This is a genomic window from Kitasatospora paranensis, from assembly GCF_039544005.1.
Taxonomy (GTDB): Bacteria; Actinomycetota; Actinomycetes; order Streptomycetales; family Streptomycetaceae; genus Kitasatospora; species Kitasatospora paranensis.
This window is the reverse complement of the sequence record NZ_BAABKV010000001.1, coordinates 2,920,713-2,938,750: the sequence shown is the minus strand read 5'-3', so window position 1 is coordinate 2,938,750 and position 18,038 is coordinate 2,920,713. Positions and strand designations below refer to the sequence as shown.

At 74.2% G+C, this 18,038-nt stretch carries 16 protein-coding genes, 3 tRNA genes and 2 pseudogenes; 10 read left to right on the top strand and 11 right to left on the bottom strand.

The annotated features are described in order from the left end of the window. Nucleotides 1-78: 78 nt before the first annotated feature. Nucleotides 79-1,310 (top strand): annotated as a pseudogene (locus ABEB13_RS14400) (RNA polymerase sigma factor). Nucleotides 1,311-1,339: 29 nt separating this feature from the next. Here ABEB13_RS14400 and ABEB13_RS14395 read toward each other — a convergent pair. Both ABEB13_RS14395 and ABEB13_RS14390 read right to left on the bottom strand, forming a co-directional pair. Further along, nucleotides 1,340-2,779: an FGGY family carbohydrate kinase gene (locus ABEB13_RS14395; protein ID WP_345705841.1), complete on the bottom strand. Its 1,440-nt coding sequence runs from the start codon at nt 2,777-2,779 to the stop codon at nt 1,340-1,342. A 94-nt stretch (nt 2,780-2,873) separates the two neighbouring features. Beyond that, on the bottom strand, nt 2,874-3,167 hold the full coding sequence (locus ABEB13_RS14390; RefSeq protein WP_345705840.1) for a hypothetical protein: 294 nt from the start codon (nt 3,165-3,167) through the stop codon (nt 2,874-2,876). A gap of 322 nt (nt 3,168-3,489) precedes the next feature. On the opposite strand from ABEB13_RS14390, the gene ABEB13_RS14385 reads away from it, so the two are divergent. Next, nucleotides 3,490-3,562, top strand: a tRNA-Asn gene (locus ABEB13_RS14385). Between the two features lie 50 nt (nt 3,563-3,612). Further along, nucleotides 3,613-3,685, top strand: a tRNA-Asn gene (locus ABEB13_RS14380). A 119-nt stretch (nt 3,686-3,804) separates the two neighbouring features. Here the strand turns inward: ABEB13_RS14380 and ABEB13_RS14375 are convergent. After that, a complete protein-coding gene (locus tag ABEB13_RS14375) occupies nt 3,805-4,554 on the bottom strand; it encodes a trypsin-like serine peptidase (RefSeq protein ID WP_345705839.1) in 750 nt (249 codons plus the stop codon). Nucleotides 4,555-4,879: 325 nt separating this feature from the next. Between ABEB13_RS14375 and ABEB13_RS14370 the strand changes: the two genes are divergently transcribed. Next, nucleotides 4,880-4,953, top strand: a tRNA-Ile gene (locus tag ABEB13_RS14370). Between the two features lie 270 nt (nt 4,954-5,223). Here the strand turns inward: ABEB13_RS14370 and ABEB13_RS14365 are convergent. Further along, on the bottom strand, nt 5,224-6,048 hold the full coding sequence (locus ABEB13_RS14365; protein ID WP_345705838.1) for a polysaccharide deacetylase family protein: 825 nt from the start codon (nt 6,046-6,048) through the stop codon (nt 5,224-5,226). Between the two features lie 304 nt (nt 6,049-6,352). On the opposite strand from ABEB13_RS14365, the gene ABEB13_RS14360 reads away from it, so the two are divergent. The 4 genes from ABEB13_RS14360 to ABEB13_RS14345 all read left to right on the top strand — a co-directional run bounded on the left by ABEB13_RS14360 (nt 6,353) and on the right by ABEB13_RS14345 (nt 8,741). Further along, the gene (locus ABEB13_RS14360) at nt 6,353-6,850 is read left to right on the top strand and encodes a hypothetical protein (protein WP_345705837.1); all 498 of its coding nucleotides are present in this window, start codon (nt 6,353-6,355) and stop codon (nt 6,848-6,850) included. Between the two features lie 189 nt (nt 6,851-7,039). Beyond that, nucleotides 7,040-7,495 (top strand): class F sortase, encoded by a 456-nt coding sequence (locus ABEB13_RS14355; RefSeq protein WP_345705836.1) that lies wholly within the window; start codon nt 7,040-7,042, stop codon nt 7,493-7,495. Further along, on the top strand, nt 7,447-7,743 hold the full coding sequence (locus ABEB13_RS14350; protein ID WP_345705835.1) for a sortase domain-containing protein: 297 nt from the start codon (nt 7,447-7,449) through the stop codon (nt 7,741-7,743). Before ABEB13_RS14355 ends, ABEB13_RS14350 begins: the two co-directional genes overlap by 49 nt. Nucleotides 7,744-7,826: 83 nt before the next feature. Next, the gene (locus ABEB13_RS14345) at nt 7,827-8,741 is read left to right on the top strand and encodes a 1-aminocyclopropane-1-carboxylate deaminase/D-cysteine desulfhydrase (RefSeq protein WP_345705834.1); all 915 of its coding nucleotides are present in this window, start codon (nt 7,827-7,829) and stop codon (nt 8,739-8,741) included. Here ABEB13_RS14345 and ABEB13_RS14340 read toward each other — a convergent pair. Further along, nucleotides 8,728-10,329, bottom strand: coding sequence for an LCP family protein (locus tag ABEB13_RS14340; RefSeq protein WP_345705833.1), 1,602 nt, complete (start codon nt 10,327-10,329; stop codon nt 8,728-8,730). The two genes, ABEB13_RS14345 and ABEB13_RS14340, sit on opposite strands and share 14 nt — an antisense overlap. 141 nt (nt 10,330-10,470) lie before the next feature. Further along, on the bottom strand, nt 10,471-10,923 hold the full coding sequence (locus tag ABEB13_RS14335; RefSeq protein WP_345705832.1) for a MarR family winged helix-turn-helix transcriptional regulator: 453 nt from the start codon (nt 10,921-10,923) through the stop codon (nt 10,471-10,473). Between the two features lie 95 nt (nt 10,924-11,018). Here ABEB13_RS14335 and ABEB13_RS14330 point away from each other — a divergent pair, with 95 nt between their 5' ends. Together ABEB13_RS14330 and ABEB13_RS14325 are read left to right on the top strand one after the other, a co-directional pair. Further along, the gene (locus ABEB13_RS14330) at nt 11,019-12,038 is read left to right on the top strand and encodes an NADP-dependent oxidoreductase (RefSeq protein ID WP_345705831.1); all 1,020 of its coding nucleotides are present in this window, start codon (nt 11,019-11,021) and stop codon (nt 12,036-12,038) included. Nucleotides 12,039-12,374: 336 nt separating this feature from the next. Beyond that, a complete protein-coding gene (locus ABEB13_RS14325; protein ID WP_100890364.1) occupies nt 12,375-12,869 on the top strand; it encodes a DUF3145 domain-containing protein in 495 nt (164 codons plus the stop codon). Between the two features lie 63 nt (nt 12,870-12,932). Here ABEB13_RS14325 and fabF read toward each other — a convergent pair. From fabF to ABEB13_RS14300, 5 genes and pseudogenes are all read right to left on the bottom strand, one after another. Next, a pseudogene (gene fabF, locus ABEB13_RS14320) lies at nt 12,933-14,200 on the bottom strand (beta-ketoacyl-ACP synthase II). A 140-nt stretch (nt 14,201-14,340) separates the two neighbouring features. Further along, on the bottom strand, nt 14,341-14,583 hold the full coding sequence (locus ABEB13_RS14315) for an acyl carrier protein (protein WP_100890366.1): 243 nt from the start codon (nt 14,581-14,583) through the stop codon (nt 14,341-14,343). A gap of 82 nt (nt 14,584-14,665) precedes the next feature. Next, a complete protein-coding gene (locus tag ABEB13_RS14310; protein WP_345705830.1) occupies nt 14,666-15,697 on the bottom strand; it encodes a beta-ketoacyl-ACP synthase III in 1,032 nt (343 codons plus the stop codon). After that, a complete protein-coding gene (locus ABEB13_RS14305) occupies nt 15,694-16,635 on the bottom strand; it encodes an ACP S-malonyltransferase (RefSeq protein ID WP_345705829.1) in 942 nt (313 codons plus the stop codon). Before ABEB13_RS14305 ends, ABEB13_RS14310 begins: the two co-directional genes overlap by 4 nt. Nucleotides 16,636-16,725: 90 nt before the next feature. Beyond that, complete coding sequence (locus ABEB13_RS14300) at nt 16,726-17,901, bottom strand: PucR family transcriptional regulator (protein ID WP_100892876.1); 1,176 nt, start codon at nt 17,899-17,901, stop codon at nt 16,726-16,728. Between the last annotated feature and the right edge of the window lie 137 nt (nt 17,902-18,038).

The window sequence follows — 18,038 nt, the reverse complement described above, 5'->3', positions numbered from 1 at the left end:
TGTGGCGAGGCCCGCCCGGATGGGTATCCCAGTCGGTGTGGCGCGGCACCCCCACCTGCCGCGCGCGGCCTCGAAGGGATGATGCCCGTGGAGCTCGCCGCAGTACGCCAGCCGCAGGCCGTCGCGGACGACGACGGCACCGTGCACGACCGCGCCGCCGGGCCGCCGGGCGAGGGCGGCGCCCGCGTCCCGGCCCAGGCCGGCCCGCCGGAGGACGAGACGCCCGCCGCACGGCCCGCCGGGGCCGGCGCCGGGGCCGACGACCAGGCCGATGCCCGGGACGGGGGGACCGGGGAGGGCGATCCCGGGGAGGCCGAGGAGGCCGAGGAGAGCGGCGGGACGCGGGAGGCGGAGGACGACGGCCCCCGGCCCCTCCTGGACGGCGGGACGGGGCCCTCCGCCGACCTGCTCCGCCAGTACCTGCGCGAGATCGGCCGGGTCAGGCTGCTGACCGCCGAGGAGGAGGTCGAGCTGGCCCGCCGGATCGAGGCCGGCCTGTTCGCCGAGGAGGCACTGGACCGGGCCGCCGCGGGGAGGGCGGGCCGGGCGCCGACGCCGACGACCTCGACCGGCTGGTGGTGCTCGGCCGGATCGCCAAACGCCGCCTGATCGAGGCCAACCTGCGCCTGGTGGTGTCGGTCGCCAAGCGGTACGTCGGCCGCGGGCTCACCCTGCTCGACCTCGTCCAGGAGGGCAATCTCGGCCTGATCCGGGCGGTCGAGAAGTTCGACTACGCGCGCGGGTACAAGTTCTCCACCTACGCGACCTGGTGGATCCGGCAGGCGATGAGCCGGGCCCTCGCCGACCAGGCCCGCACCATCCGCGTCCCGGTGCACGTGGTGGAGCAGATCAACCGGGTGCTCCGGGTGCAGCGCGCGCTGGCCCAGGAGCGCGGTCAGGAGCCGACCGCGGCCGAGGTCGGCGAGGTCCTCCAGCTCTCCGAGGAACGGGTGCGCGAGGTGCTGCGGCTCGCCCAGGAACCGGTCTCGCTGCACACCCCGGTCGGCGCGGAGGACGACGTCGCCCTCGGTGACCTGATCGAGGACGCCGACGCCGCGTCACCGGCGGAGAGCGCGGCCCTGCTGCTCCTTCGCGAGCACCTGGACGCCGTGCTGGCCACCCTCGGCGAGCGGGAGCGGCAGGTCGCCCGGCTCCGCTACGGGCTGGACGACGGACGGCCGCGCACCCTGGAGGAGATCGGGCTGCTGTTCGGGGTCACCCGGGAGCGGATCCGCCAGATCGAGGCCAAGGCGCTCGGCAAGCTCCGTGCCCACGCCTACGCCGACCAGCTCCGGGCCTACCTGGACTGATCGCGGGACGTGCCCGGGGCGGCGCCGGTTCAGTCCCGGGCGGCCGTCTCGGGGTGGATCTGCTCCCGCACGGCGGCGAACTGCTGGCGGACGGCACTGCCGATCGCGAGGTCGTGCTCGCCGTCCGGGGCGAGTTCGACCGCCTCCGGCAGCTCCCAGACCGGCGGCTCGGGCGTGCGGGCGAGTGCCCAGGCGGCCTGCCGGGCGGCGCCGCGGGCCGCGTGGGCGCCGGAGGGGGCGATCACCACGGGCACCCCGAACAGCTGCGGCGCGCTCTGCCGGACGGCCGGCAGTCGGCCGGCCGCCCCGAGCAGGAACACCCGGCGGATGGCGACGCCGTGCGCCCGCAGCACGTCCAGCGCCTCGGCGACGTTGCAGAGCATGCCCTCGACGGCGGCCCTGGCCAGGTGCTGAGGGGCCATCGACTCCGCCCGCAGGCCCGTCAGGGTCCCGGCGGCGTGCGGCAGTTTGGGCGTCCGCTCGCCGTCCAGGTAGGGCAGCAGCACCAGCCCGTACGAGCCGGGGGACGACTGCAGGGCGAGCCGGCTGAGACCCTCCAGGTCGGTGCCGAGCATGGCGGCGGTCGAGCGCAGGACCTGGGCGGCGTTCAGCGTGCCCGCCATCGGCAGGTGGCGGCCGGTGGCGTCGGCGAACGAGGAGATCATGCCCGTGCCGTCGACGACGGCCCGGTCGTGGACGGCGAAGATGGTGCCGTTGCCGCCGAGCGAGACCAGGGCGTCGCCGGGGCCGAGCCCGAGCCCGAGGGCGGCGGCCATGTTGTCGCCGGTGCCGGCCGAGATCAGCAGGCCCTCCGGGGTGTGCCCGGCGGGCTCGGCGGGGCCGATGACGTCCGGGACGCGCAGCTCGTGGCCGAGCGCCAGCTTGATCAGGTCCTGCCGGTACTCGCCGGTGACCGGCGACCAGTACCCGGTGCCGGAGGCGTCGCCCCGGTCGGTGGTGCGGCGCCGGGGGTGCCCGAGCAGCTGCCAGACCAGCCAGTCGTGCGGCAGCAGCACCTCGGCGATCCGGGCGGCGGAGACCGGCTCGAACTCGGCCAGCCAGCGCAGTTTGGCGATGGTGTAGGCGGGCGAGGGCACCGAGCCGATCGCCTCGGCCCAGGGCGCCGGCCCGCCGAGCGCGTCGATGAGCGCCGCGGTGGCGCCGGCCGAACGGGGGTCGTTCCACAGCAGGGCGGGCCGGACGAGCACGCCGCCCGCGTCCAGGCCGATCAGCCCGTGCTGCTGGGCCGAGACGCCGATCGCGGTGACGCCCTCCAGCAGGCCGCCGGTGGCCGCCTCGCCGAGCGAGTGCAGCCAGGTCTGCGGGTCCACCTCGGTGGAGCGGGCGTCGGCGTCGTCCCGGAGCGGGTGGGGTGCCCTGCCGTCGCGCAGGACGGCGCCCGTCTCGGCGTCGCACGCGACGATCCGGGTGCGAGAGGTGGAACTGTCGATGCCCGCGACGATGGCCATGGCGAGATCATGCCTCAGCCGGTGGGCCCGCAGGGCCCTGCCGCGTCAAGTGTTGCCCAGTCGGTACGGGAACCGTGACGGTTCCGGGGAGCCGTCACGGACGGACGGTGCCCCAGCTGTCGTCGTCGGCCCCGTTGCGCTGGAAGTAGGAGACCCGGTCGGTGACGGCGTTCGGGAGCTTGTCGCCGACCTTGTCCGCAACCGCGCCCGCCGCGCGTCCGGCCACGGCGCCGGCCTGCTGCTTCGCCTTGCCCGCCGCGTCCTGGACGCGCGGGTTCTGGGAGACCTTCTGCGCGGCCCGGGCGATCTGCTCGTAGCGCTGTCGGCCGGCCCGGGTCCCCAGGACGTACCCGAGGCCGAACCCGATGACGAACGTGAGTTTCCACATGCTCTGCTCTCCGCCCTTCCGTGCGGTCGCCGCTGCGGCCACCGCCGCGTTGCGCCTACCCGTCGTGCCCGGCGGCGAACCGCCCAGGGGCGGCCCCGCCCGTGGCCCGGGTCGCCGTGCCACCAGCATCCCCGCCCGTCCCGAAGGTCGCGCGCGGGGCGCGCCGTGCGGGGTGTCCGGCCGGAGACCGGGGCGGGCTGGCCGGCCGTCCGGCCGGGGCCGCCGGGGAAAGCGATTGGCGGACCACCCCCTGAGTGCGCTAATGTATGTCCCGCAGCGAGCGCCGAGGGCCGGGAGACCGGGAGCCGAGGCGGAAGCTCGATCCCCCATAGCTCAATTGGCAGAGCAGCCGACTGTTAATCGGCAGGTTATTGGTTCGAGTCCAATTGGGGGAGCTTCGGGAAGGCCCTTCGGGTCCGCCCGTTCGTGTGCAGGTGCAGTGCAGTCCCCCATAGCTCAATTGGCAGAGCAGCCGACTGTTAATCGGCAGGTTATTGGTTCGAGTCCAATTGGGGGAGCTTCACCCGCTGTCGTGGGTGATCAGCGCAGAGCGAAGGCCCTCCGGTCCGACGGGGGCCTTCGTGTTTTCCGCCCGCGCCCCGAGGCCCCCGGTGGCCGGCAGGTCCCCGGTGTCGGCTCAGCCGGCCTCGCTCGCCCGGCGGTAGAGGGCCAGCACCCGGTCGTCGAAGGTCACGCTGTAGGAGACCGCCTCCTCGTACCCGCCCTGCTGGTAGCCGCCGATCACCCCGACCACCGCGCCGTCCGCGGTCAGCCACGGGCTGCCGCTGGTGCCGATGCTGTAGCCGGTGCAGCGGAACCGCTCCTGGGTGCGGCTCTGCGAGCTCGTCCGGGTGGCGCAGGTGATCGGCTCCTCGCTGCCGTTCGGATAGCCGGTGACGGAGACGGGCAGGTTGAAGCCGCGGCCGGTGCCGAGCCGGTTGCCGCCGAGCACGTCCTCGATCTCCTCGTCGTCCACCGGGGCGACGGTGAGGAAGGCCACGTCGTACTCCGGATCCTCGGAGGCCGTCCAGCGCGGGTCCACCGTGATCGCGGTGAGCGGCCAACTGCCGTACGGGGTACGGCCGTCGCGGAAGCCGGGGGCGAAGACCAGGCCCGTCTCGGTGCCGTGGTCCAGGGTCTGCACGCAGTGCGCGGCGGTGACCAGCAGGTTGTGGTGCGGGCTGTCGACCACGCTGGCGGTGCACATCCGCGGCCCGTCCACGCTGCCGAGGAAGAGCGCGCCGACCCGGTCGTTCGCGGGTCCGGCGGGCGCCGGACGGGACGACGGGGTGGCCTCCTCGTCGCCGGACCAGAGGCAGCCGGTGGCGCTCAGCTGGACGGCTAGCAGCAGCACCGCGAGGGCGCCGGTGCGCCGGGTGCGTGCCATCCGCCTGTTCTCGCTTCCGTCGGGGGCGCGTCCGCGGGGTGGGCGGGCGGCCCTGGAACCACCGTCCAAGATCTATCAGCAGTCGCCCGGTCCGCGCCAGGCGCGGGGGCGACCCGGGGGACTCGCCGCGACGCGGGCGGCCCGTGGGGCTCCGTGACGGGCGGCGGCGCGAGGGGCGGGCGGTGGCGCGGACGGTGTGCGCGGGCGTACCCGGATGCGCACCCGGCGCGCATTCCGGCTGATCGACCGGCTATGCTGCCGGGGACGGCCCTGAGGGGCCGTCTGCTGCTGCGAGGGCCTCGGGCCGACGCGGCAGGCCGGATCGGGGGCGGTAGCTCAGCCGGTTAGAGCAGGGGACTCATAATCCCTTGGTCGTGGGTTCGAGTCCCACCCGCCCTACCTCCGAAGCCGACGGGGCATCAGCCCCCGAGGGGCAGCTGAGCAGCCAGAGCGCCCCGGTCGCGCTTGGAACTCTAGCCCAGGACCCCGCTTCGGAGCCGCGCGCCACGCCCGGATTCACCCGCCGGACGGGCCGCGCTCGGGAGGGCCGCGCTCATGCCGGGGAGCAGCCGGGTCCCCGACGAACCCCGGCTGTCCTCCCGTCGGCCTGCGGACGCGTCGGCGTCGGCTGCCGGAGCGAAGGCTCCCGGCGGCCGGCCGGTGGCCGTCCTACTGCGGCGCGGTGAAGCGGTAGCCCTCGTCGATGAGCACCGGCAGGTAGCTGCGGAGTGCGGCGATCGTCTGCGAGCGGTCCCCGCCCCCGTCGTGGTTGAGCACGATGGAGCCCGGCCCGATGGCCTGGAGCACCCGCGTGGTGATCTTGGACGTGCCGGGGCGGGCCCAGTCCTGCGGGTCCACGGACCAGCCCATCGGCCGCATCCCGAGCGCGGCGGAGACCTGCAGCGACACGTCGGACCAGTCCCCGCCGGGGGCCCGGAACCAGGTCGGGGTGCGGCCGGTGGTGTCGTGCAGCAGGTCGCTGGTGCGCTGCAGCTCGTCGCGGACCTTGCTCTCGGCCAGACCCCGCAGGTCGGGGTGGGACCAGGTGTGGTTGGCGATGTGGTGGCCGTGGGCGGCGATCTCCTTGACCAGACCGGCCTGCCGGGCGGCGTTCTCGCCGATCAGGAAGAACGTGGCCCGGATGCCGTAGTTCTGCAGGATCGACAGCACCTCGGGGGTGTTGGCCGGATCGGGGCCGTCGTCGATGGTCAGTGCCACCAGCTTGTCGTCGGCGGCGAGCGAGAACAGCGGGTTGGTCACCCGGCGGGGCTGCGGCGGGCCGGGGCTCAGCAGGGGGCTCGGCGCGTTCACGGCGGGGGTCGAGGCCGGTGCGGCCCCCGGGGTGGCCCCCGCACTCCCGCCCTTGGCGGCCCCGGCCCCGGCGCCGTCGCCCGGGCTCGGGACGGAGCTCTGGCAGGCGGTGGCCGACAGGAGGCCGAGGCCGGCCACCGAGAGGAGCAGCCGACGGCTGATGATCTGATGATGTGACAGCATGATCAATGGATCCCCGAGGCCGTCCGGAGGACGCGGGTCCACCCACCAGCTACACCCCATCGGCCCAGCCGCCCCACCCCGCCTCCCCGCCGGCCCCGCAGCCGCGGTACGCCCGCCCGGAGCAGGCCCGCGCGGCGCTGACGGCCCGTTGAGGCCGTGTACGGACCGCCCCCGCCGGCCGGGCGGCCACCTGCTGCGGTGGCGGCCTGACGGGCCGTGAACCACGGTGGTGACCGGCGCACCCGCGAACCCTCGCGCCGGCACCGGCCGGCGCTCGCCACGGAGTGCCGGAAGGACCGACCCCATGCTTCCCAAGCTCACCCTCCTCGCCGGAGGGGCCGCCGTCGCCGCGGCGCTGGCCTTCGCCATCCCCGCCGCACACGCCGATCCGCCGGCCGCGCCCAAGGCCGACGACCAGAAGGTGTGGCAGGAGCAGTCCACTGCGGACGGTGCCACCGGCGAGAAGGCGGCTGAGAAGCCCGCCGACCAGCCCGGTGCCGCCAAGCCCGCGGACAAGCCTGCCGACAAGCCCGCGGACAAGTCCGCCGACAAGCCTGCCGACAAGTCCGCGGAGGAGTACGGCTCCGGCAAGGACGCGAAGGGCGGCGGCAAGGAGGAGGGTTCCTCGTCGGGCGAGGAGGCCTGGGCGGAGGGCAAGCCGCACGGCGGCGTCCACACCGGTGGCGGCGGCATCGCCGTCTCCGGCGGCGGGCTCGCCACCGGCGCGGCCCTGCTGGCGGGCGGAGTCGGCGTCGGCGCGCTCACCCTGCGCCGCCGCCGCTCCGACGGCGCCGCGATCTGACCTGCGGCGCCGCCGCAGTCGGATCCACGCGACGCCACTCGCGACGCCCCTCCGGCGTCCGGCCGGGCCCGGTTCCCTCCGGGCCCGGCCGGACGCCGCAGCGGCCCGCGACCCGTGCGCCGCAGCCGCCCCGCCCGGCGGGGCCGCTCCGGCCCGTGCGCACCACCCCCGGACGAGAGGCAGGACCCGATGGGACAGAACCAGGCCGGCGGCGGACCGGCCGACCGGCCCGGCGGCGCGGACGGCGGCCGCGGGGCCCTGCGCTGGGCCATGGGACTGGCCGCGGTCGGCCTGCTGGTGATGTACCAGTCCGTCGAGACCACCCCGGCGGCCCCGCGGTCCTCCGACGCCAACCCGGCCGCGGTCGGGACCGCCTCCGCACCGCCGGTGGTGCTGCCGTCCAGGACGGCCAAGGCTGCCCCCGCACTGCCCCGCTCCAAGCCGGTGAAGATCCACATCCCGTCGCTCTTCGTCGAGGCGCCCTTCACCGAGCTCGGGCTGACCCCTGCCGGGCAGCTGGCCGCGCCGCCGGCCGGCGACCGGAACCTGGTGGGCTGGTACAAGGACGGGCCGACCCCGGGGAGCGCGGCAGCGCCGTGGTGGCCGGGCACGTCGACACCACCACCGGGCCGGCCGTCTTCCTGATGCTGCACGTGATGCTGCCCGGCAGCACCGTGGAGATCACCCGTGCGGACGGCACGGTCGCGGTCTTCTCCGTCGACTCGGTGCAGACCTTCCCCAAGAACGCCTTCCCCGACCGGGAGGTGTACGCCGACACCCCGGACGCCGAGCTGCGCCTGATCACCTGCGCCGGGGAGTACGACCGCAAGACCCACGACTACGCGGACAACGTCGTCGTCTTCGCCCACCTGCAGTCCTCGTCCCGGGCCTGAGCCCGCACCCGGCGGTGCCCCGGCCGTGCACCCGCCCGCGGCCCCGGGCACCGGTCGCCCGGCGCGCCTCCTATCCTGGGCCGATGCCCCTGCCCGCCGACCTGCCGACGCCGCTGACCGCGGTGGCCGACCCGGTGCTGGCCCGGGCCGGCGTCGAGCTCCGCCTGAAGCGCGACGACCTGCTGCACCCCACCGTGCCGGGAAACAAGTGGCGCAAGCTCACGCCCAACCTGGACCGGGCGCTGGCCGAGGGCCGGACGAGGCTGGTCACGTTCGGCGGCGCCTACTCCACCCACCTGCGCGCCACCGCCGCCGCGGCGCGTGCCCTCGGGCTCGCCTCCGTCGGTGTCGTCCGCGGCGAGGAACTGGCCGCCGCGCCGCGCAACTGGTCGCTGGCGGCCGCCGAGGCGGACGGCATGGAGCTGGAGTTCGTCAGCCGGGCCGCCTACCGCGCGCTGGCGACGGGCGGCGGGGCCGCGTCCGGGCGGTGGGCCGACGCCCTGGTGCTGCCGGAGGGCGGCTCCAACGCGCTCGCGGTGCACGGCACCGCCGCACTGCCCGCCGAGCTGGGCGACCTCGGCCCGCGCGACCTGGTGTGCTGCCCGGTCGGCACCGGCGGCACCCTCGCGGGCATCGCCGCCGGTCTGCCGTCCGGGGCGCGCGCACTCGGGGTGGCGGTGCTGCGCGGCGAGGGCTACCTGGAGGCCGCGGTGGAGGAGCTGCACCGCGCCGCCCACGGCCGCGCGTTCGACGGCTGGCGGATCCACCACGGGCACCACGGCGGCGGCTACGGCCGGGTGCCGGCCGCCCTGGAGGCGTTCGCGGCCGACTTCGAGCAGCGGCACGGGATCGGCGTGGAGCGCCGGTACGTCGCCAAGGCGCTGCAGGCGGTGTACGACCTGGCGGCCGCGGGCGCGCTGGTGTCCGGCACCCGGGTGACGCTGGTGGTCACCGGGGTGCCGGACGAGGCAGCCGCGGCGGCGGTCAGCCGAAGCTGAGGTCCGAGCAGAGGTCGCTGTCGGCCGGCCGGGTGTTGCCGGAGATGCCGGACGGGACGGTGGTCGGGAGCACGGCCGCGCCCGTCGGGTCGCCGGCGGCGTGGTCGCTGCCGAGGGTGAGGATCAGGCCGTCGGCGGCCGGGTCCTGCTGGATCTCCGCCCCGGGGTACCGGGCGGCGAGGTGCTCGGCCTCGGCCCGGTGCCCGGCCGGGTAGCCGACCACCGTGCCGGTCCTCGTCCGGGTGTTGGCCCCGACGGTCACGTCCCCGTAGCCGAGCGTCCGCAGCGCGGCGGCCGCCCGGCCGGCGGTGCCGGCGCCGCCGGAGGCGTTGTGCACCAGGACCGGCACACCCGTGTCGTCCGCACCGGCCGAGGCGGAGGACACGGCGGACGGCGTACCGGAGGAGGACGGGTCGCCGGTCGGGGTCGGCGCTGCGGCGGAGGTCAGCCCGGCGGTCGGCGTCGGCGAGGCGCCGGGGGCGGTGGACCGGCCGTCCAGGGTGACGTCCTGGCGGAGCATCTGCCAGAGGGTGTCGACGTCCGGGTGGACGAGGGTGACCCGGGCACCGGCGAACTGCCAGGGGACGGTCACGAAGGTGATGCCGTCGACCTTGATGCCCTGGAGCGACTGGGCGAAGGCGGCGAGCTTCGCCGCGCTGCCGAGGTCCTGGTCGACGGTGAGGGACTTGGTGGCGGCATCGGCGAGCGGCAGCAGGGTGGTGAGGTCCATGCCCTGGGCCTCGACCTTCTTGATGAAGGAGGAGACGAAGGCCTGCTGGCGCTTCATCCGGCCGATGTCCGACCCGTCCCCGAGGCCGTGCCGGGCCCGCACGTAGTCCAGGGCGGTCTGGCCGCTGACGGTCTGCCGGCCCTTGGACAGGCGGATGCCGTAGGAGTCGACGTCGTTCGGGACGCACACGTCGACGCCGTGCACCGCCTCGGTCATCGCGGCGAAGCCCTTGAAGTCGACCACGATGGTGTGGTCGACCCGCAGCCCGGTGAGCGCCTCGACGGTGTTCTGGGTGCAGGCCGGGTTGCCCTGCGGGTACTCGCCCACCGTGAAGGCGGAGTTGAACATCTGGTTGGTGCGGGCCTTCGTCCACGAGCCGCTGGGCAGCTTGCAGGCGGGGACGGTGACGAGGGTGTCGCGGGGTATGGAGACGCCGACCGCGTGCTTCCCGTCGGCGTAGACGTGCAGCAGGATCGCGGTGTCGGAGTGCCCGACGCCCTCCTCGCCGCCGCCCAGCGCGTCGTTGCCGTCCGTCCTGGTGTCGGAGCCCAGGAGCAGGACGTTGACGGGGCGTCCGCCGCCGGAGACGGTGGGGGCGGCCGGGGGCGGCTGGTGGCGACGCCGTCGGCGGAGAACGTCGTGATGTTGTGGTCGATGCGGTGGTAGAACCAGGCGCCGGCGCCGGCGGTGGCGAGCACCAGGACGGCGGCGGTCGCACCGGCGGTCCTGGCGAGGCGGCCCGCGCGGCGGGAGGTACCCGGGGCAGGCCGGCTCTTCTCGGTCATGTCGGAGTGTGCTCTCTGTTCGGCCGCTGACGGCCCGGCAGGCGGAAGGGCGGGCACGCCTGTGTGCCGCCACTACTGAGACGGCCTGTCCGGCCGTTCGGTTACATGCCGACGCGATCCGGCAGAGGGTGATGCACCGTTCTCACGGGGGAGCGTACGCACGGCGGCCCGGCCCCGGAGCACGGGGGCGGGCCGTTCGGGGGCCGACGGCCGGTCAGGGCGCCGGGGTGGCGCCTTCGAGCATCCGGCGCAGCAGGTCGCGCAGTTGGGTCCGCTCCTCGGGGGCGAGGGCGGCCAGCGGCTCGCGGGCGAAGTTGAGCGACTCGCGCAGCTCGGCGGAGGCGACGGCGCCGGGCACGGTGGCGGCGACCAGCTTGACCCGGCGGTCCTGCGGGTCGGCCTCGCGGGTGACGAACCCGCGGGACTCCAGCCGGTCGACGATGCCGGTGATGTTGGAGGGTTCGCAGCTGAGGGTCTGCGCGATGTGCCGCATCGGCATCGGGCCGCGCCTGAGCAGCGCGAGCACCTTGGCCTGGGCCCCGGTGAGCGAGCGGGCGGCAGCGGCCTCCTCGTACTCGCGGTGGAAGATCCCGACCAGGCTCGCCATCAGGTCGGTGACCTCCAGCGTGATCGGATCGGTGGGCGGCTGCGTCTCCATGGCCTCCATGGTACCTGAACATTTGACATCCTGAACTAATCGTGTCCACGATTGCTTCAGTCGTTCAACCTTTCATGTAGCGAACACCACGAGGGAGCAGAGTCATGGCAGCGCAGGAGACCCCCACCACCGGCCGCGAGTGGCACCTGGCGGCCCGGCCCCACGGCCGACCCGTGCCGAGCGACTTCGCCCTGGTCGAGGCGCCCGTCCGGCGGCCCGGCCCCGGCGAGATCCTGGTCCGCAACGCCTACCTCTCGGTCGACCCGTACATGCGCGGCCGGATGAACGACGTGAAGTCGTACGTCCCGCCGTTCGCGATCGGCGCGGCCATGGACGGCGGCGCCGTCGGCCGTGTCGTCGCCTCCGGCGCCGAGGGCTTCGCGGTCGGTGACGCCGTGCTGCACGGCCTCGGCTGGCGCGAGTACGCCACCCTGGACGCGGCCCACGCCGTCAAGGTCGACCCGGAGCTCGCCCCGCTCCCGTACTACCTCGGCGTCCTCGGCATGCCGGGTCTGACCGCGTACGCGGGCCTGCTGGAGGTCGGCTCGTTCAAGGAGGGCGACACGGTCTTCGTCTCCGGCGCCGCCGGCGCCGTCGGCTCGCTGGTCGGCCAGATCGCCCGCCTCAAGGGGGCCGCCCGGGTCATCGGCTCGGCGGGCTCCGCCGAGAAGGTCGCCAAGCTCGTCGACGACTACGGCTTCGACGCCGCCTTCAACTACAAGGACGCCCCGGTCGCCGAGCAGCTCGCCGAGGCCGCTCCCGACGGCATCGACGTCTACTTCGACAACGTCGGCGGCGACCACCTGGAGGCCGCGATCGCCTCGCTCAACCCGCACGGCCGGGTCGTCCTCTGCGGCGCCATCGCCCAGTACAACGACACCACCCCGCCCGCCGCCCCGCGCAACCTGGCCGCCGCGATCGGCAAGCGGCTGCGCCTGCAGGGCCTGCTGGTGCGCGACCACGCGGCGCTCCAGCCGCAGTTCGTCGCCGAGACGGCCGGCTGGCTGAAGGACGGCAGCCTGCGCTACGACGAGACCGTCGTCGAGGGCGTGGAGAACGCCGCCGAGGCCTTCATCGGCCTGCTGCGCGGCGACAACACCGGGAAGATGGTCGTCAAGCTCTGACACTCCGTCACGGATGACACGGAGGAGGCCGCCCGCCGGGGCAGCCTCCTCCGTGTGCGTGCGGCCGACGGGCCGTCAGTCGCCGTGCGGGGCGCGCCCGCAGGGCGGCCGCGCCGGCCATAGGTCCGTTCGGGGGAGAGTGACCGGGGAGGGGTGGACCCCGTTGAGGATTCGACTAGCATGGAGGGAAAGCTTGTCCGTTTTGCTCAATTTGATTACCTAATGTCGAGTAGGTTGAGCATCACGGGGAGGCGGAAGCCACCGACGGAACCCCTTCCGGGGCGCGGCACGAGGCAGCTGGGGAAGGCGACCCTCGTCCACAGCCTGGAGGTCCCGGTGACGACACGTGGTGTGCTGTACGTCCACTCCGCTCCCCGCGCCCTGTGCCCGCACGTCGAGTGGGCGGTCGCGGGTGTGCTCGGCGTGCGGGTCGGCCTCGACTGGATCCGCCAGCCCGCCGCGCCCGGCGACTGGCGTGCCGAGCTCTCCTGGCAGGGTGAGCCCGGCACCGCCTCACGGCTGGCCTCCGCCCTGCGCGGCTGGCAGCTGCTGCGCTACGAGGTCACCGGCGAGCCCAGCGCCACCGCCGAGGGCGAGCGCTACAGCTCGACCCCCGCGCTCGGCATCTTCCACGCCGTCACCGGCCTCCACGGCGACATCCTGATCCCCGAGGACCGCCTGCGGGCCGTCCTGCTGCGGGTCAAGACCGAGGGCGGCGACCTGGAGGCCGAACTCGCCCGGTTGCTCGGCAAGCCCTGGGACGACGAGCTGGAGCCCTTCCGCTACGCCGGCGAGGGCGCGCCCGTCCGCTGGCTCCACCAGGTGGTCTGACCCCGCACACGCCGGAGGGGCGCGGTCCACGCCGACCGGCGTGGACCGCGCCCTCCGTGCGGGTCAGACGGTGCGGAACGCCAGCACCACGTTGTGGCCGCCGAAGCCGAACGAGTTGTTCAGCGCGGCGATCCGGCCCTCGGCGGGCAGCTTGCGCGGCTCGCCCCGGACGATGTCGGCGGTGATGTCGTCGTCCAGGTCGTCCACGTTGACGGTCGGCGGGGCCAGGCGGTTGTACAGCGCCAGGACGGTGGCCACCGTCTCGATGCCGCCGGCGCCGCCCAGCAGGTGACCGGTCATCGACTTGGTGGCGGAGATGGCGACGTGGTCCAGGTGCTCGCCGAGCTCCTTGGACAGCGCCTTCACCTCGGCGGTGTCACCCTGCGGGGTCGAGGTGGCGTGTGCGTTGACGTGCACGACCTCGGCCTTGTCCAGCTCGTTGTGCTCGAACAGGTCGGCGATCGCGCGGGCGACACCGGCACCGGTCGGCTCGGGCTGGGCGATGTGGTGGGCGTCCGAGGACAGGCCCTGGCCGACGGCCTCGCAGTAGACGCGGGCACCGCGGGCGGCGGCGTGCTCGGCCGACTCCAGCACCACGACACCCGCGCCCTCGCCCAGCACGAAGCCGTCCCGGGCCTTGTCGTACGGGCGCGACGCGCGCTGCGGGTCGTCGTTGTTCTTGGACATCGCCATCATGTTGGCGAACGCCACGATCGGCAGCGGGTGGATCGCGGCCTCGGTACCGCCGGCGATCACCACGTCCGCGCGACCGTTGCGGATCATCTCGATCGCGTACCCGATCGCCTCGGCGCCGGAGGCGCAGGCGGAGACGGGGGTGTGCACACCGGCGCGCGCGCCGACCTCCAGGCCCACGTTGGCGGCGGGGAGTTCGGCATCAGCATCGGCACGGTGTGCGGGGAGACCTTGCGGACGCCCTTGTCCTTCAGCACGTCGTACTGGTCGAGCAGGGTGGTCACGCCGCCGATGCCGGAGGCGATGACCGCGCCCAGCCGCTCGGGGGCGAGCTTGGACGACTCGTCGGTGGCGGGGGTCTCGTAGCCGGCGTCCGCCCAGGCCTCACGGGCGGCGATCAGCGCGAACTGCGCCGAGCGGTCCAGCTTGCGGGCCAGCGGACGGGGCAGGATCTCACCCGGGTCCACCGCGGTGCGCGCGGCGATCCGGACGGGCAGCTCGGCGGCCCACTCCTCGGTCAGCGCGGCCACGCCGGAACGGCCCTCCAGCAGGCCCTCCCAGAACGAGGCGGCGTCGCCGCCCAGCGGCGTGAAGGCGCCGATACCCGTGACGACCACGGTGCGGTTTTCAGCGGTCACTGGTTCTTCTTCTCTCACATGTGCATGGGGTGGCGGAGGGGCCGGGGGAGGGGAGCCGGACCTCCCCGCGGAAGGCGGGGAGGACCGGCCGACCGCTGCGGCCGGGGTGAACCGGCCGCAACGGGTACGGCGGGCGGTGCTCAGGCGTTCGCGAGGATGTAGTCCACGGCGTCGCCGACGGTCTTGAGGTTCTTGACCTCGTCGTCCGGGATCTTCACGTCGAAGCGCTCCTCGGCGGCCACGACGACCTCGACCATGGAGAGCGAGTCGACGTCCAGGTCGTCGGTGAAGGACTTGTCGAGCTCGACGTCCTCGGCCGGGATGCCGGCGATCTCGTTGACGATCTCGGCGAGACCTTCCAGAACCTCGTCCTTGGTAGCCATAGCGGCTGCTCCTCTTCGGTGTTGTCTGCGAGCGGTCCGGCGGACCGCCGCACGGGTGTGGTGGGGTCGGGGGTGCCGACGCCTAGGGGAGAGTAACGACTGCGGCCGCGTACACGAGACCCGCCCCGAAGCCGATGATCAGCGCCAGGTCTCCGCTCTTGGCCTCGCCGGTCTCCAGCATGCGCTCCATGGCGAGCGGGATGGAGGCGGCGGAGGTGTTGCCGGTCTCCGCGATGTCGCGGGCCACCGGCACGGACTCCGGGAGCTTCAGCGTCTTGATCATCGCATCGGTGATCCGCATGTTGGCCTGGTGCGGGATGAACGCGCCGAGCTGGTCGGCGGTGATCCCGGCGGCGTCCAGCGCCTGCTGGGCCACCTTCGCCATCTCGTAGACCGCCCAGCGGAAGACCGGCTGGCCGTCCATCCGCAGCGCGGGCCAGCGGGTCTCGTCGCCCGCACCGTTGACCGCGTCCTCCTTGGCGAACGCGGTGTCCCACGCCTGGGTCTGCGTGATGACGTCGCGCTGCGAGCCGTCCGAGCCCCAGATCAGCTTGCCGATGCCGGGCGTGTCGGACGGGCCGACGATCGCGGCGCCCGCGCCGTCGCCGAAGATGAACGCCGTCGAGCGGTCCGAGGTGTCGGTGAGGTCGCTCAGCCGCTCCACGCCGATCACCAGCACGTACTCGGCGCTGCCGCCGCGGATCATGCCGTCCGCCAGGCCCAGGCCGTAGCCGAAGCCGGCGCACGCCGCGGAGATGTCGAACGCGGGCGCGGTGCCGCAGCCCAGCCGGTCGGCGATCTCGGTCGCGATCGCCGGGGTCTGCTTCAGGTGCGAGACGGTGGCCACGATCACGCCGCCGATCTGCTCCGGCGCGATCCCGGCCTGCGCGATCGCCTTGCCGGCGGCCTGCACCGACATCTCGGCGACGGTCTCCTCCGCGCCGGCCCAGCGGCGCTCGGTGATGCCGCTGCGGCTGCGGATCCACTCGTCCGAGGAGTCGATCCAGTTCAGCACCTCGGAGTTCGGGATGACCCGGACGGGGCGGTAGCCGCCGACACCGTGGATGCGGGTGTACGCGGCACCGGTCGCGGGCTTGATCTGAGGCGCGGTCATGCGTTGTTCTCCTGAGCGCCGTGCTCGGCCAGCAGCGCACGCGCCTTGTCCAGCTCGGCAGGGGTCTTGAGGGCCAGCGTCGCCACGCCCTTGAGGTTGCGCTTGACCAGATTGGTGAGGGTTCCTGCAGGCGACAGCTCGATCACCGCGGTCGCGCCGAGCTGCTGCAGCGTCTCCATGCACAGGTCCCAGCGGACCGGATTGGAGACCTGCGAGACCAGCCGGGCGAGCACCTCGGCACCCGAACCGACCACCTCGCCGTCCTTGTTGGAGACGTAGGCCATCGCCGGGTCGGCCACCGACAGGGTCGGTGCCAGCTTCTCCAGGCGGGTCACGCCGGGCGCCATGTGCTCCGTGTGGAACGCGCCGGCGACCTTCAGCGGGATCAGCCGGGCGCCCGCGGGGGCGTCGTCCTTGAGCGCCGCCAGCTGCTCCAGGGTGCCGGCGGCCACGATCTGCCCGCCGCCGTTGTTGTTGGCGGCGGTCACCCCGTGCTCGGCCAGCTTCGCGGCCACCTCCTCCGGGTCGCCGCCGAGCACGGCGGTCATCCCGGTCGCGGTGACGGCGGCGGCCTCGGCCATGCCGAGGCTGCGCTCGCGGACGAAGGCCAGCGCGTCGTCGGCGCTCAGCACACCGGCCAGCGCGGCGGCGGTGATCTCACCGACGCTGTGGCCGGCGACCGCGCCGACCAGCGCGGTGAAGGAGGCGTCGGCGAACAGGGCGCCGGAGGTCACCAGACCGGCGGCGACCAGCAGCGGCTGTGCCACCGCGGTGTCCTTGATCTCCTCCTCGGACGCCTCGGTGCCGTAGCGGACCAGGTCGAGACCGGCCACCTCGGACCACTGCCGGAGCCGGTCGGCGGCGCCGTCCAGTTCGAGCCAGGGGCTGAGGAATCCGGGGGTCTGAGCACCCTGTCCAGGGGCGACGATTACGAGCACGGTTCAACCCTCTCTCGCCAGGCACCCGTGGGCGGGTAGGCGACGACAACGAAGAAAAGCACGCCGGGTTGTGCAGTCCCTACAGCACGGTCATCCCTGTTCCGCGACCGTTCCCAGACGGCCCAGCGCCAGGGCGATGCGCAGGGTGAACGCCGAACGTACGTCGGATGGAGCATAGCCCGTGACGTCAGTCACACGACGAAGCCGGTAGCGAACGGTATTCGGGTGGACGAAGAGCATCCGCGCGGCTCCCTCCAGGGAGGACGCCTGCTCCAGATAGACACTCAGCGTCTCCAGCAGTGCCGAGCCGGCCTCGTCCAGCGGTGTGTAGATCTCCTCCACCAGCTGGCGCCGGGCGGCCCGGTCACCGGCCAGCGCCCGCTCGGGCAGCAGGTCGTCCGCGAGGACCGGGCGCGGGGCGTCCGGCCAGGCCGCGCAGGCCTTGAGCCCGGCCGCCGCGGCCTGCGCGGAGCGGGTCGCCGAGAGCAGGTCCGGCACGGTCGGGCCGACCACCACCGGGCCGGGGGCGAACTGGCCGATCAGTGCCTTCGCGGTGTTCAGCGGCTCCTTGTCGCCACCCACCACCACGACCAGCCGGCGGCCCAGCACACCCGTCAGGACGTGCAGCTTGGCGTACCGGGCGGCCCGGCGGATCGCCTCCACCACGGCCTCGCTGTCGCCGTCCGGGGCGCTGCCCATCACCACCCGCACCTGGCTGGGCTGTCCCCAGCCGAGCGCCGCGGCCCGCGACAGCACGCCCTCGTCGGCGTCGCCGGACAGCAGCGAGTTGACCACCAGCGCCTCCAGCCGGGCGTCCCACGCGCCGCGTGCCTCGGCGGCCTGCGCGTACACCTGCGCCGTGGCGAACGCGATCTCCCGGGCGTACACCAGCACCGACTCGCGCATCCCGGCCTCGTCGCCGGGGGCGGCCACCTCCTCGATGGCCTCCTCCATCACCTCGATGGTGGTGCGGATCAGCTCCACGGTCTGGCGCAGCGTGATCGCGCGGGTCAGCTCGCGCGGCGCCGTCCCGAACACGTCGGTGGAGATCGCCTGCGGCGCGGCGGGATGCCGGTACCACTCGGTGAAGGCCGCGATGCCGGCCTGCGCGACCAGGCCGATCCACGACCGGTGCTCCGGCGGCATCCGCCGGTACCAGGCCAGCTGGTCGTCCATCCGCGCGATCGCCGCGGTGGCCAGCTTGCCGGAGGACTTCTCCAGCCGTTTCAGCGTCGCCGCCCTCAGCTCGGCCCGCTCCTCGGCCAGCCGGCGCTCCTGCGCGGTGAGGCGGCCGCCTCGGGTCGCACGCGGCGACTTGTCGTCCGGCGCCGCCTTGCGGGCGGCGGCCTTCGGCTCGGTGTTGGCACTGTCGGGTTTCGCTGAAGCGGCTGGCACAGGAACAA

Coding starts and splice junctions, on each gene's coding strand:
- ABEB13_RS14390 (WP_345705840.1), bottom strand. CDS start 3,167: ATGTGGAAACTCACGTTCGTCATCGGGTTCGGCCTCGGGTACGTCCTG.
- ABEB13_RS14355 (WP_345705836.1), top strand. CDS start 7,040: ATGGGACAGAACCAGGCCGGCGGCGGACCGGCCGACCGGCCCGGCGGC.
- ABEB13_RS14395 (WP_345705841.1), bottom strand. CDS start 2,779: ATGGCCATCGTCGCGGGCATCGACAGTTCCACCTCTCGCACCCGGATC.
- ABEB13_RS14375 (WP_345705839.1), bottom strand. CDS start 4,554: ATGGCACGCACCCGGCGCACCGGCGCCCTCGCGGTGCTGCTGCTAGCC.
- ABEB13_RS14345 (WP_345705834.1), top strand. CDS start 7,827: ATGCCCCTGCCCGCCGACCTGCCGACGCCGCTGACCGCGGTGGCCGAC.
- ABEB13_RS14330 (WP_345705831.1), top strand. CDS start 11,019: ATGGCAGCGCAGGAGACCCCCACCACCGGCCGCGAGTGGCACCTGGCG.
- ABEB13_RS14310 (WP_345705830.1), bottom strand. CDS start 15,697: ATGACCGCGCCTCAGATCAAGCCCGCGACCGGTGCCGCGTACACCCGC.
- ABEB13_RS14360 (WP_345705837.1), top strand. CDS start 6,353: ATGCTTCCCAAGCTCACCCTCCTCGCCGGAGGGGCCGCCGTCGCCGCG.
- ABEB13_RS14365 (WP_345705838.1), bottom strand. CDS start 6,048: ATGCTGTCACATCATCAGATCATCAGCCGTCGGCTGCTCCTCTCGGTG.
- ABEB13_RS14335 (WP_345705832.1), bottom strand. CDS start 10,923: ATGGAGGCCATGGAGACGCAGCCGCCCACCGATCCGATCACGCTGGAG.
- ABEB13_RS14315 (WP_100890366.1), bottom strand. CDS start 14,583: ATGGCTACCAAGGACGAGGTTCTGGAAGGTCTCGCCGAGATCGTCAAC.